Genomic DNA, 26,998 nt, shown 5'->3' on the forward strand with positions numbered 1-26,998 from the left:
GCCGGGCGACCCGCCCCCGTTGCATCCGTCGCTCGTGTCGCACCTGTAGCTCCTGCCGCCCCCGTTGCCCCCGTCACTCCCCGCGTCCCCCTCCGGCCGTCAGCTGGCCGAGGTCATCCGGGGCTGCCCGGCGGTGCCCGATTTCGAGGGTCGCCCCGAAGACGCGTTGCGAGCATCCAGTCACCGCTCGGGCCCCGCGCTCCGGCGACCGGGCACCTCATCGGCCGTCACTACGGCATTCGTGGAATGCCACCCGCCGGTTTGGCCCCGGGTCTCCCTCGCGGGCGGCACCGGGCGGCGAACACCGCACGACCGACATCGGAGAACGAAGGAGACACGACCTATATGAGCAGGGTCTGCAACAAAGCACCCGGCCTGCCGGACGGCAGCATCGCCGAACAGTCCCTCTACGAGCGCGTGGACGGCCCCATCGCCACGGGCTCGGCCCACTTCATGCGGGCGGGCAGCGAGCTCCACCTGATGCACGCCGACCTGGAGCTCAACGACCAGCGCCAGGCCGCTCTGCGGGTGCGCTGCGCCGCCGCGGCCGTCCGGGCCGCGCTGGTGGAGTACCGCGCCTCGCACCGCATCGCCCAGGAGCTGGGCTTCTACCCGGTCCACGACGAGCGGCTGCGGGTCGCGGGCGGCGGTACCGCCCCGGTGCGCGAGACGCTGGACACGGCCCGCGGGACGGACCTGGTGCAACTGGACGAGGTCGACAGCGAAGCCCTCGCGCTGCGCTACGAGTCGGGCGGGGACGAGGCGGCGTACGGCCACTTCGTGACCGAGCTGACCGGGTTCTCGACGGAGCTCGACGGCTTCGCGGCGCGGGCCGAGCAGGCGCCGCCCGCCGACTGGCAGCGGCTGGCCTGGCAGTTCCTCACCGCCTTCGACCGCATCCGCATCTACGGCCAGGCGCTGGCCGTCATCAACATCCTCGGTACGACCCCCGGCGCCGTCACCGGCGCCGGACACGGAAGGAGCGACCGGACATGAGCGCAGTCTGCAACAAGGCCCTCGGCCTCAGCGAGGAGGGCCTGCGCGACAAGAAGCGGTACGCGCAGACCGCGGGCACCGAACTGACCGCTGCCACCAGTGAGTTGTGCCGGGCGCTGGAACTCGCCGAGCACGGCGACGGCACGGCGAGCGCCTCGGTGTATGCCGCGGCGGCGCAGGACCGGCTCGCCAACGCCGTCCGGATGCTGTCCGAGGTGGCCGGCATCCTGGCGACGGGCACCCTCACCGAGGAGACGGCCGCCTGGTACCGCAGGCTCGACTACGACCGGCTCTACCGGTCGGGCCTCGCCCTCGGGCAGGTGCCGCACGCGGCCGAGCTGTGGCAGTCGTTCGCACGGCAGGCCGCGACGGGCGGCCCCGTGGCCATCTGCCGCGACATGCGCGGGCGCACCGCCGCCGTGGCCGCTCTGATCGGCGCGTGGCTGGAGCGGGCCGACGGCCCCGACTCGGAGACCGAACTGCTGCGCATCCAGTCCGCGATGGCCGACCTGGCGGCGTACGCGCAGTTCGTGGCCTTCGCCAACAAGGTGGAGCCAAGGGACCCGGCGTGGCTGGTGCCGCTGGGCGCCGCCGCGTAGGACCAGCCTCCGCGTGGGACCACAGGTATGAGGGGAGCGCCGGCCCGGGGGGCCGGCGCTCCTTCCGCGTGCCCGTCACCGGTAGGCGCGTGTGCGCGTCACCGGTAGGCGCGCGCCTGAAGCCCGTACATCCGCGCGTAGTGGCCGCGCCGCGCCAGCAGTTCCTCGTGGCCGCCGGTCTCGACGACCCGCCCGTGGTCGAGGACGACGATGAGGTCGGCGCCGCGCACCGTGGAGAAGCGGTGCGAGACCAGCAGCGTGACCGTGCCCCGCGGGTGGGCGCGCGCCGCTTCGATGTACCGCTCGAAGACGAGGTGTTCGGTCTCCGCGTCCAGGGACGCGGTCGGCTCGTCCAGGATGCGCAGCAGGGGTGCCGGACGCATCAGGGCCCGGGCGACCGCCAGCTTCTGCCACTGGCCCGTCGACAGGTCGACCCCGCGCTCCCAGCGGCTGCCGAGCCGGGCGTCGAGGCCGTCCGGCAGCGTGCCGGGCAGGTCGGCGGCGCCGGCCCGGCCGAGCGCGCGGGTGACCGCCCGCCGGTCGGCGATCCGCGGCAGGTCCCCGACGCCGACGGTCTCGCGGACGGTGAACTCGAAGCGTACGAAGTCCTCGAACGCGGCGCCGAGCCGCTCGCGCCACTGCTCGGGGGCCAGGTCGGCGAGCCGGACGCCGTCGACCGTGATGTGGCCGAGGGTCGGCTCGTACATCCGGCACAACAGCTTGACCAGCGTGGACTTCCCCGAGCCGTTCTCACCGACCAGGGCCACCACTCCCCCGGCGGGCAGCCGCAGATCGACGTCCGCGAGCGCGGCCGACGCGGTGCCGGGATAGCGGAAGGACAGCCCCTCGACGGTGATGCCCTGCCGCAGCGTCGACGGCACGGCCGCCGAGGGCGTGCGGCTCTCCCCCTCCGCGTACGCCTGGAGCCAGCGCAGCCGTTCGGCGCTCTGGAGGAGTTCGACGACGGCGCCCGTGGCCTGTACGAGTCCGGCGGCGTGGCCGGTGAACCGGCCGGCCAGGACGACGGCGAGCAGGACCGCCCCGAGGCCGGTGCGGCCCGTCGCGGCGAGGTGCACCGCGAAGGCGACCGCGCCGAGCAGGCCGAGGGAGTTGAGCAGCCCGGCGGCGGCGCCGATCGCCGTGACCCGCCACTGCGCCCGGGTCCTGACACGGTCCGCGCGGCGGCGTGCGGCGGCGGCTCTGGCGCGCACCTCGGGTCCTGCTCCGTAGACGCGCAGTTCCTTGCCCGCCGACGGGGAGGTGGCCAGGTCGGCGAGGAGCGCGGCGAGGCGGTGGTCGGCCGCCGTGGTGTCCTGCGCGCGGGCGACGATGCCGCGTGCGGCGATCTGCACACGCATGGCGAGCAGCCCGATGAGCGGCAGCGCCAGCAGGGCGGGGTGGACGGTGGCGAGGAGCACGGCGGTCACCAGGAAGCCGCCGAGCTGTTCGAGCAGGTTGAGCACCCAGTTGAGCAGCGCGCCGATGGCGAGGGTGCGGTCGCGCAGCAGGTGGAGCCGGTCCTGGAAGGCGGGCGACTCCTGGTGGCGGACGCCGGGGATGCCCGCGGCGAGCCGGGCGAGGAGCCGGTCGAAGGCGAAGCCCACCCGCTCGCTGAGCCCGATCCTGGCCCCGAGGGCCGCCAGTTCGACGGCCTCCCACACGCCGAGGCTCACCACGAGCAGGAGCGCCGCCGACACCGTGGTCTCCAGGAGCCCTTGGTGCGCGCCCTCTGCCATGGACCTCAGCCACAGGCCCTGGAGGGCGGCGAGCCCGGCCGCCGCGGGCACGAGCAGCAGCCCGAGCACGGCCAGCCGCCAGGACTCACGGAAGGAGCCGACGACGAGGGTGCGCAGGGCGTCGAGCACTCCGCGCCCGCCGCGTCCGGGCGCCTCGGGCTCGTCCGCGTCGGTGGGTCCCGCCGGCGCCTCTCGCAGCGGCGGCCGGGGGTCGTCGGCGTCCGCCGCGTCCAGGGCGTACTGTTCGGTTCCTTCGTCGACAAATCGATCCGCCTGTAGCCGGTACATCCGCGCGTACGTGCCGCCGAGCGCCATGAGGGCGTCGTGCGTGCCGCTCTCGACGATCCGTCCGTGGTCCAGGACGTGGATGCGGTCGGCCTTGCGCACGCCCGAGAAGCGGTGCGAGACCAGGATCGTGGTGGCGCCCCCGCCGAGCGTCAGGAGCCGGTCGAAGAGGGCCGCCTCCGCGCGTGCGTCGAGGTGCGCGGTGGGTTCGTCGAGGACGAGTACGGCGCCGGGCCGTGCGGCGAGGAGCGCGCGGGCGAGCGCGACCTTCTGCCACTGGCCCGCGGACAGGTCGGCGCCGCCCGCGAACTGCCGGGAGAGCACGGTGTCCCAGCCCGCCGGGAGCCGGTGGAGCAGCTCGGCCCCGTCGGCCAGTTCCAGGGCGCGTGCCAGGTCGTGCGGGTCGCCGTCGGGGTCCGGGGCGCCGTCGGGGTCCGGGGCGCCGATCGCCACGTTGTCGCGCAGTGTCAGCGGGTACTTGACGAAGTCCTGGAAGACGACGGAGAGGCCCCGGCGCCACTGCCGCGCGTCGCAGTCCCGGATGTCCGTGCCGTCCGCCGTCACACGGCCGGCGTCGGGCTCGTACAGCCGCGCGAGGAGCTTGATCAGTGTCGTCTTGCCGGAGCCGTTCGCCCCGACGAGCGCCACGGACGTCCCGGCCGGGATCTCCAGGTCGAGCCCGCGCAGCACGGGTTCGTCCGTGCCGGGGTAGGTGAAGTCGACGGATTCGAAGGCGATGCTCCCGCGGAGTGCCGGGGCGCCGCCGCCCGGGGTGTCGTCGCGGGCCTCTCGCGGGCCGTCGCCCGCGGTGCCCCGCGACTCCAGCGCGGCGAGGGACCGGAGGCCCAGCAGGGCGTCCCGCACCATGAGGTCGTCGTCGCCGATCCAGCCGAGCGCGGGCAGGGCGAGCGCCGCCTGGACGCTGATCACGAGCTGGGTGAGGCCCACATCGCCGCGTGCGGCGGCGAAGGCCGCGTGGCCGAGGACCGCGCCCTCCGCCAGCACCACGAACCCGACCGCGCCGTACGCCTGCCGCGCGGCCCGCCCGCGGGTGGCCCAGACCCCGGCCATGCCCGACCGCCAGACGGCCGTCATCCGGTCGGCCAGCCAGTCGCCGAGCCCGAAGATCCGTATCTCCTTGGCGGGTCCCGGGTCCACGGCCAGTGACCGCAGGTAGCCCGCCTCGCGGAGCACCGCGCCCGCCTTCTCCATGCTGCCGTGCACGTTCCGTGCGAGGCGCAGGTAGGAGCGGTGGGTCAGGACCGCCGCGAGTCCGAGCAGCGGCGGCGCCCACCAGGCCAGCGGCGCCAGCAGGAGGAGCAGGCCGAGCCCTTCGAGCCGGGGCCGCACGATCTCGGGGAGCAGGGTGGCGAGTCGGTCCGGCCGGGTGCCCGGTTCGGTGGCCAGCCGCAGGGTGTCGGCGTAGCCGGGCTCTTCGAGGTGTCCGATGCCGTCCGGGCCCGTCCCGGCCGCGACGGCCCGGTCCTCCACCACACCGGCGGCGCGCAGCCGCAGCACCGCGGCGAGCCCGCTGTCCAGGGCACGCAGTCCCGTGCGTACGAGGATCAGCGCGCCGAACAGCGTGAGGGCGGCCAGGACGCGGCGGGTCTCGGCCGACCCGGCGCCCGCCCCGACCGCCGCGGGGAGCGCGCCCACGAGCCGCCCGGTGGCGACGACGACGAGGGGCCCCGCGAGCGCCTCGCAGACGACGGTCGCGGCGAGCGCGACCGTGTGCCGGGGACCGGCCCGCCACAGCAGCCGCACCGCTGCCGCCCACTCCTGCCACGTACGCATACCGGCCTCCTCGACCGCGCCCCGCTGCTGGGAGCCCGATGCTCACAGAGGAGGCGGGCGGCCGGACGACGGTCCCGGCCCCGGCCGGACACGGCCGGTCGGGGCCGCGTCGATCCGTCTCAGCCCGTGCGGCGGGTGAGCAGGCGGCGCACCACCTTGGCGAGCACGGCGGGACGGAACAGCAGCGTGGGCGGGGCCGTCATGTTCAGGACCCGCACGAAGCGCGCCCACACGTCCGGGTCGTGCACGGCGAGTGCGAACACCTGCTGGTTGTACCAGTGGGCGAAGCGCGCGGGCAGCGGCTGCCTGCCGGGTGCCCACATGAGGTCCGAGCTGGTGGCCATGGTCCAGGGGACCTGGATGACGCGGGCCGCCGCGCGCTGGTAGTCGCGGCTGAGGCCGTCGAGTCCGGCCGCCCGGCCCCGGCAGCGGTGCAGCAGCCGGCCGAGCAGTTCCGCTTCGAGCGCGGCGACCGTGAGCCCTTGGCCGTAGACCGGGTTGAAGACGCAGAGCGCGTCGCCGAGCGCGATCAGGCGTTCGGGCCAGCGGGCGTTCTTGTGGTGCAGGCGCCATTCGTTGCCGGGGTTGGTGTAGCGGTGCACCGGTCCCTGACGGGTGCCGCGCTTGATCTGTTCGGCGAGGCGGGGGTTGTCGAGGGTGTGGGCGAATTCGAGGTAGCCCTCGTCGTCGGTGGGCGGCACGTGCTCGTCGACGCCGAGCAGTGAGCACATCCAGCGGTGGTGTTCCACGGCGAGCACCACGCCGCCGCGGGTGATCTCGGGCGCGAAGGCCATCTGGTAGGCGACGTCGAAGTCCTGGTGGTCCTGCGGCGGGCGTTCGTAGAGCGCGGAGGTGTAGGTGATCTTCGCTTTGATGACGGTCTTGGCGGAGACGGGCAGGCCGGCGTCGGTGAGCCAGCGGTCGACCGAGGTGGCGCGGCCCGAGGTGTCGACGACCAGGTCGGCGGTGATGTCGGTGGCCTCGTCGGCGCCCTCGGTGCGGTAGCGGACCCGGTCGAGGCGGCCGGGGGCGCTCGCGGTCACCGTCTCGCAGCGGGTCGCCGCGAGCACCCGCACGGCCGGGAGGGCCGCCACGCGCTGCCGCAGGCGCCGTTCGAGCTCGTCGCGCGTGAAGGTCTGCACGGGGACGCCGACCGTGGTGACAGGGGCGTAACCCGTCGGCAGCAGGAAGTTGATCCGTTCGCCGTAGTCGAAGACGGGCGCGCCCAGCTCGGCGAGTTCCGTCCGGAGCCCGGGGAAGAGCCTCTCCAGGGCTTCGCCGCCCCGGGCGAGCAGTGCGTGCGCGTGGTAGCCCTGCGGAACGTGGGGGTGGACTCCGGTGTCCGACCGCACCGGGTCGCGCTCCAGTACCAGCACCTCGGCGAAGTGGTCGGCCAGGACCCGCGCGGTCACGAGTCCGGCGTACCCCCCGCCGACGACGACAGCCCGCTCCCAGCGGGTCTCGGGCGACGGGCTGTGCTGCTTCGTGGTCATGGCCGTCCCATTCCTCTCGGCTGAGGTCCACGCCACTCCAGCGGGTGACGGCACGGTGTTCAAGACCGCCGGGGGAGCGCACTGAAGCACGCGCCGGGCGGGGGATCCGGCGTCCCGGGTCTCATGCCGAAGATCCCGGGTACACGTCACGGGCCGCTCCCGCCCATGTGGCGGACCGGCGCACTGTGTGGGCAGCCTGGGAGGAGCCCACACCCGGCCAGACGCAAGCCAGCAAGGAAGGTACGTCCTCATGCGTGCTCTCACATGGCAAGGCAAACGCGACGTACGCGTCGACGAGGTGCCCGACCCCCGTATCGAGAAGCCGGACGATGTGATCGTCCAGGTGACGTCCACCGGCATCTGCGGTTCGGACCTGCACCTCTACGAGGTCCTCGGGCCGTTCCTCGACGTCGGCGACATCCTGGGCCACGAGGCCATGGGGATCGTGGCGGAGAAGGGTCCCGACGTCACCGAGTTGGCCGTGGGCGACCGCGTGGTGATTCCGTTCAACGTCTCCTGCAACACCTGCTGGATGTGCCGGCAGGGGCTCCAGTCGCAGTGCGAGACGACGCAGGTCACCTCCATGGGCAGCGGAGGCTCCCTGTTCGGCTACACCAAGCTCTACGGGCAGGTGCCCGGCGGGCAGGCCGAGCTGCTGCGTGTTCCCTTCGGCAACACGTTGCCCATCAAGGTGCCGCAGGGGCCGCCGGACGATCGGTTCGTGTACCTGTCCGACGTGCTGCCCACCGCCTGGCAGGCCGTGGAGTACGCCGACATCCCGCGCGGCGGCAGCGTCACGGTGATCGGCCTCGGCCCCATCGGCGACATGGCCACGCGCATCGCGCGGCTGCGCGGCGCGGAGCTCGTGATCGGCGTCGACCTCGTGGACACGCGGCTCGAACGCGCCCGGCGCAACGGCGTCACCGTCATCGACCTGCGGCACCACGAGAAGGACCTGGGCGACGCCGTCCGCGAGCTCACCCAGGGGCGCGGCACCGACGCCGTGATCGACGCGGTCGGCCTCGAAGCGCACGGGGCGCCGGTGGCGAAGGCCGCCCAGTGGGCGACCGGGCTGCTGCCCGACAAGCTCGCCCGCCCCCTGATGGAGAAGGCCGGTGTCGACCGCATGGGCGCGCTCCTCGCGGGCATCGACGCGGTCCGGCGCGGCGGCACCCTCTCGATCAGCGGTGTCTACGGCGGGGCGGCCAGCCCGATGCCGCTGCTGACCATGTTCGACAAGCAGCTCCAGGTGCGCATGGGCCAGGCCAACGTGTGGCGCTGGGTCGATGACATCCGCCCGCACCTCACGGACGACGACCCCCTCGGCGTCGACACCTTCGCCACGCACCACCTGCCGCTCCAGGACGCCCCGGCCGCCTACGCGACCTTCCAGGCCAAGGAGGACGGCATGGTCAAGACACTCCTGAAGCCATGACCGAGCGGCACGGTGACCGGAGCGCCCTGGTCGTGATCGACATGATCAACACGTACGACCACCGGGACGCGGAGCTGCTCCTGCCCTCGGCACGCAAGGTCGTGCCGGTCCTCGCGGATCTCCTCGCGGCGGCCCGCGCGAGCGGCGTCCCGGTGATCTACGTCAACGACAACTTCGGCCAGTGGCGCTCCCACCAGGGAGAGCTGATCGACGCCGCCATGGCGGGGCCCCACGCGGACCTGGTCGAGCCGATCCGGCCCGACGACGACTCCCTGTTCGTCGTCAAGGCCCGCCATTCGATCTTCTACGAGACCCCGCTCGCCTATCTCCTGTGGGAGCTGGGCGTCCAGGACGTGACGCTGTGCGGTCAGGTGACCGAGCAGTGCGTGCTGTACTCCGCGCTGGACGCCCACATCCGGCATTTCGACGTGACGGTGGTGGTCGACGCGGTCGCCCACATCCACCCGCACCTCGCCGAGGCCGCCCTGGAGATGATGCGGATCAACCTCGGAGCCCGCCTCGCCCACGGCAGCGAGGTCGCCTTCACCGAACGGCCCACGCAAGCAACCGAACGGCCCACGCAAGCAAAAGGATCATGACGCGTTTCGTAACGGTGGGCCTTCTGACGGCCTGCGCGGTGGGCGGTGTGCTGCTCGCCCTCCTGGTGTCCCCGTGGTGGTGGGCGGCCGCAGGGCCGCTGGCGGCCGTGGCGCTGACCGGGGTGTACGACCTCGTGCAGAGGCGCCACTCCGTGCTGCGGAACTACCCCGTCCTGGGCCATCTGCGGTTCCTCATGGAGGCGATGCGCCCGGAGCTCCAGCAGTACTTCGTGGAGCGCAACTACGACGGCAGGCCCTACGACCGCGACACCCGCAGCATCGTCTACGAACGGGCCAAGGGTGTCGCCGCCGAGGAGCCCTTCGGCAGTGAGCGCGACATGGACAACCGCGGCTACGAGTTCCTCGTGCCGTCCATGGCGCCGGTGGACGTCCGCGACGACCCGCCCCGGGTCAGGATCGGCGGCCCCGACTGCGCCGAGCCGTACGACATGGCTCTCCTCAACGTCTCGGCGATGAGCTTCGGCTCGCTCTCGGCCAACGCCATCGTGGCGCTCAACACCGGTGCGGCGCGCGGCGGGTTCGCGCACGACACCGGCGAGGGCGGCCTGTCCGGTTACCACCTGCGGCCCGGCGGCGACCTGATCTGGGAGATCGGGACCGGCTACTTCGGCTGCCGCACCCCCGACGGGGGCTTCGACGCGCGGCAGTTCGCCGAGAAGGCGGCCCACCCCGCCGTGCGCTGTGTGTCGCTCAAGCTGTCGCAGGGGGCGAAACCGGGGATCGGAGGCGTCCTGCCCGGCGGCAAGGTCAACGCCGAGATCGCCTCGGTACGCGGTGTGCCGCAAGGTGAGACCGTCGTCTCGCCGCCGTACCACCGCGTCTTCTCGACCCCGCGCGAACTGGTCCACTTCCTCGCCCGGATGCGGGAGTTGGCCCACGGCAAACCGGTCGGCTTCAAGCTGTGCCCCGGTTCCCGCGCGCAGTTCCTCGCCGTGTGCAAGGCCATGGAGGCGGAGGGGATCACCCCCGACTTCATCGTGGTGGACGGCGCCGAGGGCGGCACGGGCGCGGCGCCCCTCGAATTCGCCGACCACCTCGGGATGCCGCTCACCGACGGGCTCATCACGGTGCACAACTCCCTCGTCGGCGCCGGGCTGCGGGACCGGATCCGGGTCGGCGCCAGCGGCAAGGTGGCGACCGGCACCGACATCGTCAAGCGGCTCGCCATGGGCGCCGACTACACCAACGCCGCCCGCGCCATGATGTTCGCCGTCGGATGCATCCAGGCCCAGCGCTGTCACACCAACCACTGCCCGACCGGTGTCACCACCACGGACCCGCACCGGGCCCGCGCCCTCGACGTCGTGGACAAGGCCGCCCGCGTCACGCGGTACCAGCGGGCCACGGTCCACAGCGCGCTCCAGATCATGGCCGCGATGGGCGTCCGCGACCCGTCGGAACTGGGCCCGCACCACCTGCGGCGCCGCGAGGACCGCGGCAGGTTCCGGTCCTACGCCGAGCTGTACGACTGGCTCTCCCCCGGCGAACTGCTCGCGGCGCCGCCACAGGGCTGGGCCGCCGACTGGCGGGCGGCGGACCCGGACAGCTTCACCTCCTGACCGTCCGGGTCCCCGGCAGCCTGGTGGCGCCCGCGGCGGCGAGCAGGCAGAACCCGAGGACCCACCAGAAGGTGTCGGCGAACGCCGAGGCGACGTCCGGGCCCCGGGCGGCCAGCCGGTCCTGGAGGACCACCGCGAGAGCGGCCGTGCCGACCGACCCTCCCACCGTGTTCAGGAGGTTGAGCGCCCCGGACGCGCGGGGCAGGTGCTCGGGGTCGATGCGGCTGTAGACGATGTTCATCACGGGTGCGCCGATCATCGCCATGCCGACGCCGCGGACCGCGAGCGCGGCGATGATCAGCACGTCCGGGGGCTCGTGGCCTAGCAGGGTGAACGGGACCGTGCCCATGAGGATCAGCGTGATGCCGGTGACCACCAGGGTCCGCGGCGCGACCTTGTCGATGGTGCGGTTGACCAGGACGGACCCGGCCGCCGCGCCCAGTCCCTGCGGGGCGAGCAGCAGCCCGGCCTCCCATGCCGTGAGGCCCCGGCCGGTCTGGAAGTACAGCGGCAGCAGGAACGTCGTGCCGAACACCGAGGCGCCGAGGACGAGCAGCGCGAGGGCGGCGGCCCCGAAGGGCGGCCGGGTGAACAGCAGCGGGTCGACCAGCGGGGTGCCCCGCGTCCGCAGCCCGTGCACCGCGAAGCCCACCAGCATCGCGACGCCCGCCGTCACCCCGAGCACCGCGGGCAGGCCGCGGCCGTGGGCGACCTCGGTCAGCCCGTACACAAGGACGGCGAGGCCGGGTGAGAGCAGCGCGGCTCCCCGCAGGTCGAACGCCGTCCGCCTGGTCGACGGCGGTACGTCGGGGACGTAACGGCGTGCGAGGAGGACGGCGGCCGCGCCGATGGGCAGGTTGACCAGGAACAGCCACTGCCAGGACGCCACCCCGAGGAGGGCACCGCCGACGAGCGGGCCGAACACCGGCGACAGGAGCGGGACGACCGCGACGACGCTGATCACCCGGCCGGTGCGGCCGCGCCCCGCGATGCGGGCGAGCAGCGCCTGGCCGGTCGCGGGAAGCAGGCCACCGCCGAGCCCCTGGACCACCCGGAACACGACCAGGCCGGCCGCCGACCAGGCCAGCGCGCACAGCACCGAGCCGAGCAGGAACACCCCCACGGCGGCGAGCCACGTCCGCCGGCCGCCGAACCGGTCGGCCAGCCAGCCCGAGGCGGGCACGGCGGCGACGACGGCGAGCAGATAGGCGGTGCTGACCCACTGGATGTCGGCGACGGACGCGTCGAACTCCTCCGTCAGCCGGTCGATGCCGACGCTCACGATGGTGGCGTCCAGCGTGGCCATGAAGGTGCCGAGTACCAGGATGAACGCGATGCGCAGCAGCTGCCCGTCCACCCGCTCCCGCTCGGCGGGTGGTGCGACGTCCTTGGTCATCGGCGCTCCAGAAGGTCGCGGACGTCGTGGTCGAGGTGCTTGTCCAGGGTGCGGAGCACGTCGAGGAGTTCGTCGGCGAGCCCGTCGACGGCCACGCCCGCCCGGTGGGCGAGTACGCCGGTCCAGCCGTCGCCGTCCGGCATGACCGTCAGGGTCGCCGGATGGTGCGTGGCCTCACGGAAGCGGGTGCCGACCAGGGTGAGTCCGGGGGCGGGTTCGCGGAGGCGGTCCGGATCGACCGGGTAGTTCTCGAACACCACCAGGCTGTCGAAGAGTTTGCGCCGCCCGGTCAGCCGCTCCAGGTCGGAGAGCGCGACGTGGTGGTGCTCGACCAGGGCGCGCTGGCGGGCCTGGAGGTCGGCGAGCGTGTCGGCGAGGGTGCCGGTGAGGCGTGCGCGTACCGGCACCGTGTTGGCGAGGAGACCGACGATCTCCTCGACGCCCGCGAGCTCCGGCGGACGGCAGGCCACCATGGCGCCGAAGCACACGTCGGCGCGGCCGGAGCGCCGGGCGAGCAGCACCGACCAGGCGCCCTGCACCAGGGTGTTGCGGGTCAGGCCGCGCCGCGCCGCGAGGTCGGTCAGCTCGGCCACCAGTGCCGCGTCGAAGGTGATGAGCGTGGGCTCCTGCCAGGCCGGGCCGGGCTCGCCGCCGCCGAGGTGGTCCCCTTCGGGCAGTCCGGCCAGCTCGGCGGCCCAGATGTCGAGGTCGGGCTCGTGGTCGGCGCGCCAGCGCAGGTAGTCGCCGAACGGCACGGGGGCGGGCAGGTCGGCGGCGACGCCGCGGACGCGTGCGGTGTAGAGGTCGAACAGTTCGGTGAGGATGCGCGGGGCCGACCAGCCGTCGGAGAGCACGTGGTGACTGGTCATTACCAGGTGGGCGAGGTCGGTGCCCTCCCGGATCACGGTCAGGCGGAGCAGCGGGCCGCGTGCGAGGTCGAACGGTTCGGCCAGGTCGGCCGCGAGGACGTCCTCGGCGGACCCGTCGACCACGCGGAAGTCCGGCACGGGCGACTCGGGGAGCACCGCCAGGTCGGCGGGGAACACGGCGCCCAGGTTCGGGTGCCGGGCCAGCAGGTCGCCGCCCGCGGCGCGCAGGGCGTCGGTGTCGAGCGGTCCCGCGAGGGAGAACGCCGACTGCACGGTGTACGGGTCGGGGCGTTCGGTGCGCGAGTGCCGCAGCATCACTTCCTGGAGCGGGGTGAGGGGCTGGACCGCGGCGATGGGCCGGCCGTGGTCGAGTGCCCTGATCTCCGGTGCGGCGGCGAGCTCCTGTAGCGCGCTCCGCAGGCACGCGGCGAGCTCCGCCACTTCGGCGGCGGTGAACAGCGCTTCCGGCCAGGTGATGCGGATGCCGAGCGCGTCGTCGCGCACCAGGGCGTTGACCATGAGGCTGTGCGGCAGCGGCAGCGCGTCGGTGCCGCCCGAACCGAGCGGGTCGGCGTCCGGCGGCGCCTGCCACGGTGTCTCGTCGGCCGGGGCGCCGGGGAACCGACCGAGGTAGTTCCAGGCGACCTCCGGCGTCACGGGGTCGAGGAGGCCCGCCGAGGTGAGGATGCCGTGCCCGAGGCCGTCGCCCTGGGCGCGCAGCCGCTCCCCGACCGCCCGCACGTCGTCGTCGGCGTCGAGGCGCACGGGGTGGACGGCGGTGAACCAGCCGACGGTCTGGGAGAGGTCGACGTGCCGCGGGCGGCCGTGGCTCTCCAGGGCGACCAGGACTTCCCGGGCGCCGCGCCAGGCCCGTACCGCCTTCGCGAGCGCCGTGAGGAGCACGGCGTCCGGGGTGCTGCGGCAGGCGGCGGGCAGAGTCGTGACGAGGGCGCGGGTCGAGGCGGTGTCGAGCCGGATCTCGTGGTGCCGCGCGGTGGCGACGGTGTCCCGGGCGGGGTCGAGCGGGCGGGCGAGCGCCGGGGTGGCGGTCATCCGCCGCCAGTGGGGCAGTTCGGACCGGCGGTCGGCGGCGCGCAGCGACCGCGCCCAGCCGAGGAACGACTGGCCGTGCCGGGTCAGTTCGCCGCCGGAGTGGGCGTGCTCGACGTCGTCGAGGAGGACGCGCCAGGAGACACCGTCGACGACCAGGTGGTGGGCGATCAGGACGAGCCTGCCGGGCCGGTCGGGTCCCGCGTCCACCCACACGGCGCGCAGCAGCGGGCCGGTGCGCGGATCCATCGCGTCGCGGACCCCGGTGACGAGGGCGTCGACCGTGGCCCGCACGTCGTCGGCGGCGCGGACGCAGGTCAGGACGTCGGCCCCGGTCACCGCGCCGGCCGGCGGAATGTGCAGGGCGTCGTCGGTCAGGCGGGCCCGCAGCGCGTCGTGCCGGGTCAGGAGCGCGTCGAGGACGGCCTGCCAGGTGGCGGAGTCGCCGCCCGGCGGGACGCAGATCTCCACCCACTGGCAGAACCCGTCGGCGGCGGTGCCCGCGCGGCGCAGCAGGTCCCGCATGAGCGGGGTGAGCGGCGCGTCGCCGGTCGCGGGCGCCGCACCGCCGTCGAGGGCCCGGGCCCGTGCCGCGATGCCGGCGACCGTCGCGCCCTCGAAGACGTCCCGCGCGGTCAGGCCGAGCCCTTGGCGGCGGGCGCGGGAGACCACTTGCAGCGAGACGATGCTGTCGCCGCCGATGGTGAAGAAGTCGTCGTCGGGGCCGATGGCGTCGGTGCCGAGGACGTCCCGGAAGACGCCGAGCAGGACGGCTTCGGCCTCGGTGGCGGGTGCGCGCCGGGCCGCGGCGGCGGTCTCGGGGGCGGGCAGCGCGGTGGGGTCGAGCTTGCCGCTGGGGCCGAGCGGCAGCCGGTCGAGGGGGACGAGCGCCGTCGGCACCATGTGGTCGGGCAGCTCCGCGGCCAGGTACTCGCGTACGCGGGCGGTGTCCGGGTCGGCGCCGTCGGTGGGGATGACGTAGCCGACGAGGCGTCCTTCGCGGACGATCACGGCGCAGGCGCGGACGTCGGGGTGGCCGGTCAGCGTGGCCTCGATCTCGCCCAGCTCGACGCGGAAGCCGCGCACCTTGACCTGGTGGTCGACGCGGCCGAGGAAGACCAGCTGCCCGTCGGGCCGCCAGCGGACCAGGTCGCCGGTCCGGTACATCCGCTCGCCGGGCGGTCCGAACGGGTCGGCGACGAACCGCTCGGACGTCAGCCCGGGACGGCCGAGGTAGCCGCGGGCCAGGCTCGGCCCGGCGAGGTACAGCTCGCCGGTCATGCCGACGCCGGCCGGCTGGAGCCCGCCGTCGAGGACGTAGGCGCGGACGCCCGGGTCGGGGCGGCCGATGGGCAGCGGTCCCGCGTCGTCCGGGTCGTAGTGCCAGGTGACGGAGTTGATGGTGACCTCGGTGGGGCCGTAGGCGTTGAAGAGCGCCCGGCGGCCCCTCCCCCAGCGCCGGGCCAGTTCGGGGTCGAGGCGCTCGGCGCCGACGACGAAGAACACGTCGGGGTCGACGGTGCGGTCGTCGGGCATCGCGGCGAGGAACGACGGCAGCAGGTTCACGCCCGTCACGCGGTGTTCGACGATGTAGTCGAGGAGTTCGTCGCCGGGGACGCGGACCTCCTCGGGGGCGATCACGGACGTGCCGCCGGACAGGAGCGGCACCATGGTCTGCCAGAACGCGACGTCGAAGCTGGTCGACGCGAAGTGCAGGTACCGGTCGTGCTCGGTGACGCCGACGACGTCCTCCTGGAGCGCGATCAGGTCGGGTACGCCCCGGTGGGTCACGCCGACGCCCTTGGGGCGCCCGGTGGTGCCGGAGGTGTAGATGACGTACGCGAGGGCGTCCTCGGTGAGCCTGGCGCGGGCCTCGGCCGGGTCGGTGTCGGGCACGGAGGCGAGGGTGGCCGGGTCGTCGAGGCGCAGGACCGGGATGTCGCGGTCGACGGGGAGTTCGGCGCCGGTGGAGACGACGGCGGCCGGGGCGATGTCGTCGAACATGAACGCGAGCCGCTCGCGCGGGTAGGTCGCGTCCATCGGCACGTACACCGCGCCCGCCTTGGCCACGCCGAACAGCGCGACGGTCATCTCGATGTCGCGCCCGAGCAGTACCGCGACGGGGTCCTGGGGCCGTACGCCGCGTGCGATCAGCGCGTGGGCGAGCCGGTTCGCCCGCCGGTCCAACTCCGCGTAGGTGAGGCTGCGTTCGCGGCAGACGAGAGCCTCGGCGGCCGGCTTGCGCAGGACCCAGGCGGTGAACTCGTCGAGCCAGTGGCCGCGTTGCCGCGCGGGGACGATTCCGGTGCCGGTGCGCAGGACGCGCTCGCGTTCGTCGGGGTCGAGCGCGGGCAGCCGCAGCGCGGGGCGTGCCGGGTCGTCGACGATCTCGCGCAGGATGGTGCGGAGCCAGCGGCCGTAGTCGCGCACGGTGTCCGCGTCGAAGGCGCGCGGCTGGTAGCCGAGGCCGATGGTGATCTCTTCGTCGGGGATGACGATGACGGTCAGCGCGTAGTGCGTGGCGTCGGTGATGTCGACGCCCGTCAGGTCGAGTCCGGGGGCGAGCGGGGTGCGCCGGCGGCTGGAGAGCGGGAAGTTCTCCATCACCAGCATCGTGTCGAAGAGCTCACCGACGCCGGCCGCCCGCTGGATCTCCGGCAGGCCGACGTGGTGGTGCTCGGCGAGGGCGACGCTCTCGGCGTGCACTCGGGCCATGAGGTCGCTCGCGGTCTGGTCCTGGGTGTGCCGGACGCGGACCGGGATGGTGGTGCCGAGCTGGCCGATCATCGACTCCACGCCGTCGACCTCGGCGGGCCGGCCGGAGACGGGGCAGCCGAAGACGACGTCGCGGCGGCCGGTGAGCTTGCCGAGGAGCAGGCCCCAGGCGGTCTGGAGGACCGTGGTGAGGGTGACGCCCTGTTCGCGGGCGAAGGCGCGCAGCCGGTCGCTGAACTCGCGCGGCAGGGTGAGGGTTTCGCGGCCGGGCCGCTCGACGCCGGTCCCGGCGGCGGCGGGGGCGAGCCGCGTCGCGTCGTCGACTCCGGCGAGCGCGTCGCGCCACGCGGCGAGCGACGCCTCGTGGTCCCGTCCCGCGAGCCACCGGAAGTACTCCGACAGCGGCGGGGCGGTGGGGGCGGCGGGGCCGCCGCCCAGCTCGGCGTAGAGGGCGAGGAGGGTGCGGCCGACGACCGGCATCGACCAGCCGTCAAGAAGCGCGTGGTGGTTGGTGATGACGAGCTTGTGCTCGGCGGGGCCGACGCGGGACAGCAGGAAGCGGATCAGCGGCGGCCGGGCCGGGTCGAAGGGGCGCTCCAGGTCTTCCCTCGCGGCCTCGGGGAACCGGTCGTCCTGCCGCCAGTCGAGGGTCACGTCGGCGGGGATCACCTGCACCACGTCGTCCCCGGCGGTGCCGAGGTACCCGCGCAGCGCGGGGTGGCGGCGCAGGAGTTCGCGGGCGGCCTCGGCCATCCGGTCGGGCCGCACCTCGCCGGCCAGGGTCGTCACGGCCTGCACGACGTAGACGTCGGCGTCGTGGTCGTCGCGGACGAGGGTGTGGAAGGAGAGTCCGACCTGTAGCGGTGTGGCGGGCAGTACGTCGGTGATGCGGCCGGTGCGTTCGAGGGCGTCGATGGCGGGCTGGTCGAGGGCGACGAGCGGCAGGTCCGAGGGGGTGAGGCCGCCCTCGGTGTGGCGCGCGTGCTCGGCGAGCGCGTCGAGCGCGGCGGCCCAGGCGTTCCGCAGCGCCAGTACGGCGTCGGCGCCGAGCACCTCGGTCGCGGCCGTCCACTCGACGGCGAGGCGCGGCGCGCCCTCCTCGTGGACGAAGCAGTTGAGGGCGAGGACCTGCTCCAGTGCCTTGGCGCCCGGCTCGGTCACCGAGAAGGCGTCGTGCTCGGGCAGCCGCCAGCCGGTGCCGGGCGGTGAGGCGAAGCGGCCCAGGTAGTTGAGGAGAACGTCGGGCGGCGGCGTGGCCGCGAGCTCGGGGCCGGCCTGCGGATCGAGGTGACGCAGGACGCCGTAGCCGATGCCGTTGTCGGGGACGCCGCGTCTGGCTTCCTTGGCCGCACGCAGCACCTGTTCCACGCCGTCGGCCAGGGGGACGCGGACGGGGTACTCGCTGGTGAACCAGCCGACCGTGCGGGACAGGTCGAGGTGTTCGCGGCCGTGGCCCTCCATCGACACGGTCACCGCGTCGCCCGGCAGGCCCCATTCGCGCAGGGCGAGCACGAGCGCGGCGAGCAGCACCTCGTCGACACCGGCGCGGTACGCCGCGGGCAGCGTCGTCAGGACCGCCTCGGTGACCTCGGGCGAGGCCACGGTGACCGACCGGTGGGCGGTCGCCACGGTGTCCCGTGCGGGGTCGAGGGGCCGGGCGCCGAGCCGGGAGGCGGCGGCGAGCGCGGTCCGCCAGTGGTCGAGTTCGTGTCGTCGGGCGCCGGACGCGCCCTGCTCGGCGAGGAGTGCGGCGTGCCGGCGCCAGGACGCCCCGGCGGGTTCGAGGGTGCCGCCCGTGCAGGCCGCGTGCAGGTCGGGCAGCAGGATGCGCCAGGACACACCGTCCATGGCGAGGTGGTGTACGACGACGACCAGCCGGTCGGAGGTGTCACGAGCCGCGGCGGGGTCTTCGGTACGGAGCAGGGCCGCCCGCACCAAGTCGCCCGAGCGCGGGTGGAGTTGTGCGGCGAGGCGCTCGGCCAGGGCGGTCACGTCCTCGCCGTGGACCTCGTCGACGACGGCCCGTACGGCGCCGCGCGGCAGCACTTCGAGGCCGTCGCCCGCCCGCAGGCGCAGCGCGTCGTGGTGGTCGAGCACCGCCTGTACGCCCGCGGTCAGGTCGGCGCGGGTGAGCCCGTCGACGTGGAGGGCGGTCCACTGGGCGTAGGAGGCGACGACGTCGACGTCCGGGTGCGGGTCGAGGAGGCCGCGCACGATGGGCGGCGCGGGCACGGGTCCTGTCGGGTCGTCCACCGGCGCGGCCACGTCCTCGGCCCGGCCCGCCGACGCGGCGAGGGCGGCGAAGGTGCGGCGTGCGAGGAGGTCCCGTGGCCGTAGTTCGAGGCCTCTGGCCCGCAGTCGGCTGCTGATGGTGATCGCGGTGATGCTGTCGCCGCCGAGGGAGAAGAAGTCGTCGTCGACGCTGACGCGCTCGACCTCGAACACGTCGGCGAGGACCGCGCAGAGCAGGCGTTCCCGCTCGGTGCGCGGCGCGCGGCCGCCGCCGGCGGAGACGGGTGCGGGCAGGGCGGCGCGGTCGAGCTTTCCGTTGGCGGTGACGGGCAGTTCGTCGAGGACGACCACGGCCGCGGGGACCATGTGCTCGGGCAGCGTCGCGGCCAGCCGGACGCGCACTTCGTCACCGGTGACCGAGGCGGACGCGACGTACCCGATCAGCCGGGACGACCGGACGGTGGCGGCCGCCGCGGTGACGCCGGGCACGGCGCCGAGCGCGGCCTCGACCTCGCCGGTCTCCACCCGGTAGCCGCGGATCTTGACCTGGCCGTCGCCGCGGCCGAGGTAGTCCAGGCCCCGGCCCGGCACCCACCGGGCCAGGTCGCCGGTACGGTACATGCGTGCGCCGCGCGGGCCGAAGGGGTCGGCGACGAACCGGTCGGCGGTCGCCCCCGGCCTGCCGAGGTAGCCGCGCGCCAGGTGCGGTCCCGCCAGGTAGAGCTCGCCCGTCCTGCCGTGCGGTACGGGTTGCAGCGCGCTGTCGAGCACGTAGACGCGGGTGCCGGCGAGCGGGTGGCCGATCGTCGGTTCGCCGGCGTCGACGCGGGCCGTGGTGGCGTCCACGGTGGCCTCGGTCGGCCCGTACATGTTCCGCGCGGTGACGCCGGAGTCGGCGATGCGCCGCCAGAGCGCGGGCGGGGTGGCCTCGCCGCCGAGGACGAGCAGCGTCGGCCGCCGGTCGAGGAGGCCGCCGTCGACCAGCGGCGCGGCCATCGAGGGGGTGGTGTCGACGATGTCGATGCCGTCGCGGGCGTACGCGTCGAGCAGGGCGTCGGCGTCGCGGGCGGTCCCGGCGTCGTACACGTGCAGTTCGTGCCCGCACAGCAGCCACATCAGATGGTCGAACGCGGAGTCGAAGGCGAAGGAGTAGGTGTGCGCGACGCGCAGGGTGCGCTTCGCGGCGCCCTCGGCCTCGGCGATGACCGTCGACCGCTGGTGGTGCAGGAGCGCGGCCAGGCCGCCGACGCGGCCGAGCACGCCCTTGGGGCGGCCGGTCGAGCCGGAGGTGTGGATCACGTAGGCGAGGTGGTCGGGGTGGCGGGGCGCGGCGAGTTCAGCGGAGGTGAGGGGGGTGCCGGGCAGTGTCGCGGCCTCGTCGACGAGGGTCTTCCAGGGCAGTCCGTCGACCGTGTCGGTGGCGGTCAGGACCAGTGCGGGGCGGGTGTCGTCGATCAGGCCGCGCAGCCGCTCGGGCGGGTGGGCGGTGTCGAGGGGCAGGAAGGCGGCTCCCGCGTCGAGGACGGCGAGGAGGGCGGTCACGGAGTCGGCGGAGCGCGGCAGCGCCAGCGCCACGACGTCGTCGGTCCCGATGCCGCGGGCCCGCAGCGCGCGGGCGAGCCGGTGCACGCGGTCGGCGAGGTCCCGCGCGGAGAGCCGGTCGTCGCCGCAGACCAGGGCGGTGTGCCCGGGGTCGGCGGCGGCCATCGCGTCGAACGCGGCCGGTACGTCCACGGGTGTGCCGGGCAGCGCGGGCGGGCACCAGTCCGCGACGATCCGCCGCACGTCGTCGGCGAGGGCGATCCGGCCGACGGTCCGCCCGGCGATCAGCCCGGTCAGCAGGGCCCGCAGCCCGGCCAGCGAACTGTCCACCGAGGCCTGGTCGTTGGTCCTCGCGTCGACCTCGAAGCCGAGCAGCAGGCCGCCGTCGCGGGCCGGCAGGACGCTCAGTCCCATGTCCTCCGGCGGGCCGCCCGCCACGTTGCGCATGACGCCACTGGAGCCCGCGAAGTCGAGCGCCAGGTCGAACGCCTTGAGGTTGATGCCGCGGCCGTGGAGCAGCGCGCCCGCGCCGGGTACGCCGAGGTCCCGCGGCAGGTCCTCGCCGCGGTAGCGCTGGTGGTCGCGCATCTCCTTCATCGCGGCGGCGACCCGGCGGCTCAGCTCGCCGAACCCGTCGCCGGGCCGCACGGTCACCCGCAGCGGCAGTACGTTGACCGCCATGGCGGGGGTGCGCAGTGCGACGGAGCCCGTGCGGCACATCAGCGGCAGCGCGAACACCACGTCGGTGCGGCCGAGTACGCGGTGCAGGAAGGCGGCGTAGCAGGCGATCAGCGCCTCGCCCCAGGTGACGCCCTCGGTGTCGGCGAACGCGCGGAGCCGGGCCGTCTCCTCGGGCGTGAGGGCGGCGCGGGCGGTCAGGGTGCGGTCGGGCGCGCCGGCCGCCGCGTCGGTGTCGCCCAGGTCGGGCAGGGGGGTGAAGCGCTCGACCCAGTACGCCCGGTCCTCGGCGAACCGGTCGCTGTCGCGGTAGGCGCGGTCGGCGGCGACGAGGTCGGCGAACCCGCCGAAGGGTGCCTTCCGCGGCTCGGTGCCCCGCACCAGGGCGGTGTAGCGGGCGGCGGTGCGACGGGCGAGCATCGCGGCGGTGTAGCCGTCGAAGACGAGGTGGTGGCCGAGCTGGGTGTACCAGACCTCGCGGTCGGAGAGTCTGATGACGGTGCGCGCGTACAGCGGGCGGTCGACCATGCCGCGGCAGGCCTCGCCCACCCGGGCCCGTTCGGCGTCGACGAGGGCGTGGGCGGCGGCCACGGGGTCGTCCTCACCGCTGACATCCACGAACCCGGGCGGCGCGGCCGGCTCCTGACTGATCGTCTGGCGCGGGCCCTCGGGGGTGTCGTACACCCGCAACCGCAGGGTCTCGGCTTCCTCGGTGGTCGCCCGGACCGCCTCGGTCAGCGCGTCGACGTCGACCGGCTCGCCGCCGGATATCTCGATGACGTCGCCGACCACGTAGTACGGCGAGTCCGGTTCGAGGCGCTGCGCGTGCCAGATGCCCGCCTGGGCGCCGGTCAGGGGGAGCAGGCCGTCCGAGGAGACGCTTGCGGTGCTCAACTTACTCTCCTTGCAGTGTGGGGACGACCATCGGCGTATCGGTCACCGGGTCGGGGACGATGACGCTCGGCAGGTCGAACACGTCCTTGATCAGCGCGGCGTCCACGATGTCCCCGGGGTCGCCCTCGGCGACCACCCGGCCGTCCTTCATGGCGACCAGGTGGTCGGCGAAGCGGCAGGCCTGGTTGATGTCGTGGAGGACGGCGATCACCGTGCGGCCCTCGTCGCGCAGCCTGGCGAGCAGGCCGAGCAGTTGGTACTGGTGTGTGATGTCGAGGAACGACGTCGGTTCGTCGAGCAGCAGGTACGGGGTGCGCTGGGCGAGGACCATGGCCACCCAGACGCGCTGGCGCTGTCCGCCGGACAGCTCCTGCACCGGCCGGTCGGCCAGGTCCGCGACGCCGGCTGCGGTCATCGCCCCGGTGACGGCCGCCTCGTCGTCGGGCGACCTGAGCGCCAGCAGCGACTGGTGGGCGAACCGGCCGCGGCCCACCAGGTGGCGGACCTTGATGTCGTCGGGGGCCAGCGGGTCCTGCGGCAGGAAGCCGAGTTGCCTGGCGAGCGCCTTGGCCGGGTAGCCGCGGACGTCGCGGCCGTCGAAGCGCACGTGTCCGTCGTCGGGGCGCAGCAGGCGGACGAGCGCGCGCAACAGGGTGGATTTGCCGCAGGCGTTGGGGCCGACGATGGCGGTGAACGCGCCGTCGGGGACGTCGAGGCTCAGCCGTGTGGAGACGACCCGGTCTCCGTAGCGCAGGGTGATGTCCCGCGCGGTCAGGCGTGCGGTCACGCGCGCCCCACCTCCTTGGTCAGCAGCCAGATCAGGTAGCAGCCGCCGATCGCGGTGCTCACCACGCCGACCGGCAGGGCGACCGGCGCGAGGAGCATCTGGGCGAGCAGGTCGGCGCCTTGGAGCAGGACCGCTCCGGTCAGCGCGGCCGGGAGCAGGGGGACTCCGGCGGCGCCCGCGAGTCTGCGCCCGATCTGCGGGGCGGCGAGGGCGATGAACGCGATGGGTCCCGCCACCGCGGTGACGGTGGCCGTGCAGCCGACGCCGACGAGCACCATCAGCAGGCGCAGCCGGTTGAGTCCGACGCCGGTGGCGACCGCGATCGCGTCGCCGAGCGATGCCTGGTGCATGGCGTGGGCCCGCGACGCCATGAGGGCGAGGAGCACGGCGATCACCGCGAAGGGGATGCCGAGGTCCTCCCACCCGACGCCGGCCAGTGAGCCGGCGCTCCAGCCGACGGCGGCGATCGCGACCTCCAGGTCGGCGCGGAGCACGATCCACGAGTTGACGGCGGTCACCATCGCGTTGACCGCGATGCCGATCACGACGAGGCGCAGTCCGGAGAAGCCCCGGTCGAACGAGAGCAGGTAGATCACGGCCGCGACGAGCAGTCCGCCGAGCACGGAGCCGGTGGCCAGCTGGGCGGATGTGCCGGACAGGACGGTGAGGGCGACCAGGGCGCCGGTGTAGGCGCCGGCGTCGAGGCCGATCACGTCCGGGCTGCCGAGCGGGTTGCGTGTGAGGTTCTGGAAGATCGCCCCGGCCACGCCGAGCGCGGCGCCGAAGACAAGACCGGCGAGGACGCGCGGCAGCCGCCAGTCGGAGATCACCACGGAGCGGTCGGTGCCGGTCAGCGAGGCGAACACCTCGCCGGGCGTGGACCATGACGTGCCGTAGCAGAGACCGAGCAGGCCCAGGCCGAGCATCAGGGCGGTCAGGGCCGCGACGAGCAGCACGGTGCGGCGTTCGGCTCTCAGTACGAGTGTGCTCACAGTGACCCCGCCCCGTAGCGGCGGACGGCCCAGATCAGCATGGGTCCGCCGAGGAACGCGGTCACGACGGCCACCGGCACCTCGCCGGTGGGCAGCAGGACCCGTGAGCCGATGTCGGCGAGCAGGAGCAGGATCGGGCCGAGCACCATCGAGTGGAGGACGAGCCAGGGCACGGAGCCTCCGGCGGGTCTGCGCACCAGGTGCGGCACGATCAGGCCGACGAAGAGGATCGGTCCCGCGACCGCCGTCGCCGCGCCGCTGAGCACGGTGATCAGTACGAGTGCGGCGGCCCGCACCCGGCCGACGTTCGCGCCCAGGGTGTGCGCGACGCTCTCGCCGAGCGACAGGGCGTTGAGCGCCCGGCTCAGCAGCAGCGCGCCGAGCAGGGCGGCCCCGATGACGGTCAACGGCAGGGCCAGCGGGGCCTGTTCGCGTGCCGCGAGGGAGCCGACCGACCAGAAGCGGTAGGCGTCGAAGGTGTCGGGGAGCATCAGCCGCAGGCCCAGCGCGACGCCGCTCAGCACGGCGGTCAGGGCCACACCGGCGAGCACCAGGCGCAGCGGCGAGTGCCGTCCGACGGCGGCGACGAGGAGCGCCGCGCCGACGGAGCCGAGGACCGCGAAGCCCAGTTCACCCGCCTGACCGGCCGTCAGGCCGAGCGCGGAGCCGACGGTGACGGAGAATCCGGCGCCCGCGGTGACCCCGAGGATGCCGGGCTCGGCCAGCGGGTTGCGGGCCAGCGTCTGGATGAGCGCGCCCGCCACCGCGAGGGCGGCGCCCACCGCGACGGCGAGCAGGGCCCGCGGCGCCCGGACGTCGCGCACGACCACGTGGTCGTCGGTGCCCCGGTAGTCGAAGAGGGCCCGCACGACCTCACCGGGTGCGACGTGGCGGGCTCCGACGCCGATGCTGAGCACGGCGACGACGGCCAGCAGCACGAGGCCGCCGACGAGCAGGCCGGTCTGCGGGACGGCCCGTCTGGTTGCGGCCGCCTCACAGGCGCGGCCCGCGGCGGTCACCGCTTCAGGAGCGGCGCGAACGACGTGTCGATCGCGTCCAGGGTCTGCATGGCCTGCCCGTAGGTCGCGGCCTCGGTGCAGCGGATCGGGAAGGTCTTGCCTGCCTTGACGGCGGGCAGGTTCTTCCACAGCTTCGAGTCCATGACGTACTTCACCGGCTTGGGGACGCTGCCGTCGGCGTTGACCGAGTAGGTGATGGCGTCGGCCTCGCCGAGCGCGGCCGGGAGTTCCTCGATGGACGGGTACTCGCTGACGGCCTTCGAGCCGGGGCCGGGCTTCTTGACCTTGCCGTAGTACTTGGCGCCGATGTCCTCGGCGATGTTGGTGCCCCAGGAACCGCCGAACTCGCGCTGGAAGGTGCCCTTGGCGGTCTCGCCGTACGCGCCGACGTGCCCGAGCTTCAGCTGCGGGAGCACGTCCTTGTACTTCTTGGCCAGCTTGCCGGCCTCGGCCTCGTAGGTGTCCTTGGCGACGTCGAACTTCTTGAGCGCGCCCGCCGCGTCGGACTGCTTGTGCGTCAGCTCGCGCCACGCGGACGGCACGGTCGGGCCGATCGCCACGACCGGGGCGATGCCCTCCAGCCGCTTGACGTCGATGTCGCCGAGCACCGGGGCGGGGACGCCGATGACGATCAGGTCGGGCTCGGCCTCGGCGATGGCCTCGTAGTTGGTCTCGGTCGCCAGCTCGCCCGCCACCTTGGGCGTCTTCTTGTACGTGGCGAGGTCCCGCTTGCTCATCATCGGTTCGCCGCGCTTCCACGAGGAGATGCCGACGAGCGGGGCGCCGCCCTCGATCAGGGCCGGTACGGCGTAGCCGGTGGCCACCACACGCTTCGGGTCGGCCGGGATGGTGATCTTGCCGTTGTCGGCGGCGAACACCCGGGTCCCGCCCTTGCCGGAACCGTCCGATCCCTTGTCGGACGACCCGCATCCGGTGACCACGAGGGCCAGCGCCACGGCGCCGACCAGGGCCGACGATCTGCGTATGGACATGTTTCGCTCCTTGCTACTTAGGTAAGGCTAACCTTAATTGATGAACGGACAGGTAAGGCAAGCCGACGGGCGGCGGTGGCGGTGGTGCGCCGCTCGTCTTGTGCGAGGCGGTGGATCAGTGGTCCTCTTCGTCGAAGTCGGCGACGCCGCGCTTCCAGTAGCCGGTGATGTCGTGGTCGGCCTTCTCCAGCCCGAGCACGTCGCGGACCCAGCGGCGCAGGGGCTTGATCTGCCCTGCCTCGCCGGCGATCCACACGTACACCCGCTCCCCCTCGGGCACGGCCACGGCGGTCACGGCCCGCTCCAGCGCGCCACCCGTGCCCGCTGGGGCGCCACCCCGGTGCAGCCAGCGCACCTCGACGCCCGCGGGCGCGGACAGCTCGATCTCCTCGGCGGCGTCGGCGACTTCGACGAACGCCCAGCCCCGCGCCGTCCGGGGCAGCTCTTCGAGCCATCGTGCGATCGCGGGCAGCGCCGTGATGTCGCCCGCGAGCAGATAGCGGTCGTACGTGTGCGGGACGATCAGTCCGCCGGGCGGGCCCGCGACATGCACGACGGCGCCCGGCTCGACCCGGTGCGCCCAGTCCGACGCGAGCCCGCCCGCGTGCGGGACGATGTCGATGTCGAGCTCGCCCGTGACGGGGTCGTAACGGCGCACGGTGTACTCCCGCGAGGTGGGCGCCGGCCGCGGCCAGCGCAGCATCGCCCCGTTCCGCTCGGGCAGCCGCAGCGAGCCGTCCGGCTCCGGGAAGACGAGCTTCACGTGCTCGTCCGGGGCGTGCGCCTCGAACCCCTCGGTGCCGGGCCCGCCCAGGGTCAGCCTCAGCAGACCGGTGCCGACCATGGCGGTACGGACGACCTCGACCGCGCGGATGCCGATCGGGTAGCCCACCTTCTCGGCGTGCAGGCCCGCGCGGACCTCGGCGATCCGCTCCAGGTGCCGGTGGCGGTGGTCGACCCGGCTCATCCGGCACGCCCCGTCAGGAGCACCGTCCAGTGGCCGAGTTCGGGCTGCTCGGCGAGGTCGGGGAACTCCAGCGCGGTCGCCCCCGCCGCACGCCAGCGCTGGACCAGCGTCATGATCCGCACCGAGTCGAGACCGAGGTCGAAGAGGTCTTCCCCGGGGGTTATCTCGGCGGGTTCGCAGTCGAGCAGCTCCGCAATGTCGGCGCGGACACGCTCGGGCGACAGGGTCTGGCTCATCGGACGGCTCTCCTTCGAAAACGGGTGCCGACAGCACGGCCGGCCCGTCGACCCCTGCGTTACTGAGGCAAGGCTAACCTAACTTAATCTTGGTCATGGCGTGAAAACGGGA

General features: G+C 74.0%; 15 protein-coding genes. 5 read left to right on the forward strand and 10 right to left on the reverse strand.

Annotated features, from left to right (window positions below; all coding sequences use genetic code 11):
* Positions 1-345 precede the first annotated feature (345 nt).
* Both ACZ4Z4_RS24005 and ACZ4Z4_RS24010 read left to right on the forward strand, forming a co-directional pair.
* Positions 346-996, forward strand: coding sequence for a hypothetical protein (locus tag ACZ4Z4_RS24005; protein ID WP_468330742.1), 651 nt, complete (start codon positions 346-348; stop codon positions 994-996).
* A complete protein-coding gene (locus tag ACZ4Z4_RS24010) occupies positions 993-1,595 on the forward strand; it encodes a hypothetical protein (protein WP_468330745.1) in 603 nt (200 codons plus the stop codon). Before ACZ4Z4_RS24005 ends, ACZ4Z4_RS24010 begins: the two co-directional genes overlap by 4 nt.
* A gap of 98 nt (positions 1,596-1,693) precedes the next feature.
* Here the strand turns inward: ACZ4Z4_RS24010 and ACZ4Z4_RS24015 are convergent, their stop codons facing one another.
* Together ACZ4Z4_RS24015 and ACZ4Z4_RS24020 are read right to left on the reverse strand one after the other, a co-directional pair.
* A complete protein-coding gene (locus ACZ4Z4_RS24015; RefSeq protein WP_468330747.1) occupies positions 1,694-5,410 on the reverse strand; it encodes an ATP-binding cassette domain-containing protein in 3,717 nt (1,238 codons plus the stop codon).
* 119 nt (positions 5,411-5,529) lie between these two features.
* Positions 5,530-6,903 carry an NAD(P)/FAD-dependent oxidoreductase gene (locus ACZ4Z4_RS24020; protein WP_468330750.1) on the reverse strand — a complete coding sequence of 458 codons (1,374 nt, stop codon included), beginning with the start codon at positions 6,901-6,903 and terminating at the stop codon, positions 5,530-5,532.
* Between the two features lie 250 nt (positions 6,904-7,153).
* On the opposite strand from ACZ4Z4_RS24020, the gene ACZ4Z4_RS24025 reads away from it, so the two are divergent.
* From ACZ4Z4_RS24025 to ACZ4Z4_RS24035, 3 genes are read left to right on the forward strand one after another with little or no spacing between them, the layout of a single operon-like run.
* Positions 7,154-8,338: an alcohol dehydrogenase catalytic domain-containing protein gene (locus ACZ4Z4_RS24025; RefSeq protein WP_468330753.1), complete on the forward strand. Its 1,185-nt coding sequence runs from the start codon at positions 7,154-7,156 to the stop codon at positions 8,336-8,338.
* Entirely contained in the window at positions 8,335-8,937 is a 603-nt protein-coding gene (locus tag ACZ4Z4_RS24030; RefSeq protein ID WP_468330756.1) for a cysteine hydrolase family protein, read from the forward strand. The genes ACZ4Z4_RS24025 and ACZ4Z4_RS24030 overlap by 4 nt, the downstream gene beginning before the upstream one ends.
* Positions 8,934-10,517, forward strand: a complete 1,584-nt coding sequence (locus ACZ4Z4_RS24035; protein WP_468330759.1) for an FMN-binding glutamate synthase family protein — start codon at positions 8,934-8,936, stop codon at positions 10,515-10,517. The genes ACZ4Z4_RS24030 and ACZ4Z4_RS24035 overlap by 4 nt, the downstream gene beginning before the upstream one ends.
* Here the strand turns inward: ACZ4Z4_RS24035 and ACZ4Z4_RS24040 are convergent.
* The 8 genes from ACZ4Z4_RS24040 to ACZ4Z4_RS24075 form a co-directional block, all read right to left on the reverse strand.
* The gene (locus tag ACZ4Z4_RS24040; RefSeq protein ID WP_468330762.1) at positions 10,507-11,913 is read right to left on the reverse strand and encodes an MDR family MFS transporter; all 1,407 of its coding nucleotides are present in this window, start codon (positions 11,911-11,913) and stop codon (positions 10,507-10,509) included. The genes ACZ4Z4_RS24035 and ACZ4Z4_RS24040 overlap by 11 nt on opposite strands.
* The gene (locus tag ACZ4Z4_RS24045; protein WP_468330765.1) at positions 11,910-21,893 is read right to left on the reverse strand and encodes an amino acid adenylation domain-containing protein; all 9,984 of its coding nucleotides are present in this window, start codon (positions 21,891-21,893) and stop codon (positions 11,910-11,912) included. Before ACZ4Z4_RS24045 ends, ACZ4Z4_RS24040 begins: the two co-directional genes overlap by 4 nt.
* A 1-nt stretch (position 21,894) precedes the next feature.
* Positions 21,895-22,680 (reverse strand): ABC transporter ATP-binding protein, encoded by a 786-nt coding sequence (locus ACZ4Z4_RS24050; RefSeq protein ID WP_468330768.1) that lies wholly within the window; start codon positions 22,678-22,680, stop codon positions 21,895-21,897.
* Positions 22,677-23,606 (reverse strand): FecCD family ABC transporter permease, encoded by a 930-nt coding sequence (locus ACZ4Z4_RS24055; RefSeq protein ID WP_468331470.1) that lies wholly within the window; start codon positions 23,604-23,606, stop codon positions 22,677-22,679. Before ACZ4Z4_RS24055 ends, ACZ4Z4_RS24050 begins: the two co-directional genes overlap by 4 nt.
* A gap of 62 nt (positions 23,607-23,668) precedes the next feature.
* Positions 23,669-24,691, reverse strand: a complete 1,023-nt coding sequence (locus ACZ4Z4_RS24060; RefSeq protein ID WP_468330771.1) for a FecCD family ABC transporter permease — start codon at positions 24,689-24,691, stop codon at positions 23,669-23,671.
* Positions 24,688-25,683, reverse strand: coding sequence for a TroA family protein (locus ACZ4Z4_RS24065; RefSeq protein ID WP_468330774.1), 996 nt, complete (start codon positions 25,681-25,683; stop codon positions 24,688-24,690). The genes ACZ4Z4_RS24060 and ACZ4Z4_RS24065 overlap by 4 nt, the downstream gene beginning before the upstream one ends.
* Positions 25,684-25,798: 115 nt before the next feature.
* Positions 25,799-26,650, reverse strand: coding sequence for a siderophore-interacting protein (locus tag ACZ4Z4_RS24070; RefSeq protein WP_468330777.1), 852 nt, complete (start codon positions 26,648-26,650; stop codon positions 25,799-25,801).
* Positions 26,647-26,886, reverse strand: a complete 240-nt coding sequence (locus ACZ4Z4_RS24075) for a phosphopantetheine-binding protein (RefSeq protein WP_468330780.1) — start codon at positions 26,884-26,886, stop codon at positions 26,647-26,649. Before ACZ4Z4_RS24075 ends, ACZ4Z4_RS24070 begins: the two co-directional genes overlap by 4 nt.
* Positions 26,887-26,998 lie beyond the last annotated feature (112 nt).

The sequence above is a fragment of the Streptomyces sp. NPDC030245 genome, from assembly GCF_055572995.1.

What these genes read in the sequence shown, in the direction of transcription:
- ACZ4Z4_RS24070 (WP_468330777.1), bottom strand. Translation starts at nt 26,650, where the DNA reads ATGAGCCGGGTCGACCACCGCCACCGGCACCTGGAGCGGATCGCCGAG.
- ACZ4Z4_RS24025 (WP_468330753.1), top strand. Translation starts at nt 7,154, where the DNA reads ATGCGTGCTCTCACATGGCAAGGCAAACGCGACGTACGCGTCGACGAG.
- ACZ4Z4_RS24005 (WP_468330742.1), top strand. Translation starts at nt 346, where the DNA reads ATGAGCAGGGTCTGCAACAAAGCACCCGGCCTGCCGGACGGCAGCATC.
- ACZ4Z4_RS24030 (WP_468330756.1), top strand. Translation starts at nt 8,335, where the DNA reads ATGACCGAGCGGCACGGTGACCGGAGCGCCCTGGTCGTGATCGACATG.
- ACZ4Z4_RS24065 (WP_468330774.1), bottom strand. Translation starts at nt 25,683, where the DNA reads ATGTCCATACGCAGATCGTCGGCCCTGGTCGGCGCCGTGGCGCTGGCC.
- ACZ4Z4_RS24075 (WP_468330780.1), bottom strand. Translation starts at nt 26,886, where the DNA reads ATGAGCCAGACCCTGTCGCCCGAGCGTGTCCGCGCCGACATTGCGGAG.
- ACZ4Z4_RS24055 (WP_468331470.1), bottom strand. Translation starts at nt 23,606, where the DNA reads ATGCTCGGCCTGGGCCTGCTCGGTCTCTGCTACGGCACGTCATGGTCC.
- ACZ4Z4_RS24040 (WP_468330762.1), bottom strand. Translation starts at nt 11,913, where the DNA reads ATGACCAAGGACGTCGCACCACCCGCCGAGCGGGAGCGGGTGGACGGG.
- ACZ4Z4_RS24015 (WP_468330747.1), bottom strand. Translation starts at nt 5,410, where the DNA reads ATGCGTACGTGGCAGGAGTGGGCGGCAGCGGTGCGGCTGCTGTGGCGG.
- ACZ4Z4_RS24010 (WP_468330745.1), top strand. Translation starts at nt 993, where the DNA reads ATGAGCGCAGTCTGCAACAAGGCCCTCGGCCTCAGCGAGGAGGGCCTG.
- ACZ4Z4_RS24035 (WP_468330759.1), top strand. Translation starts at nt 8,934, where the DNA reads ATGACGCGTTTCGTAACGGTGGGCCTTCTGACGGCCTGCGCGGTGGGC.
- ACZ4Z4_RS24020 (WP_468330750.1), bottom strand. Translation starts at nt 6,903, where the DNA reads ATGACCACGAAGCAGCACAGCCCGTCGCCCGAGACCCGCTGGGAGCGG.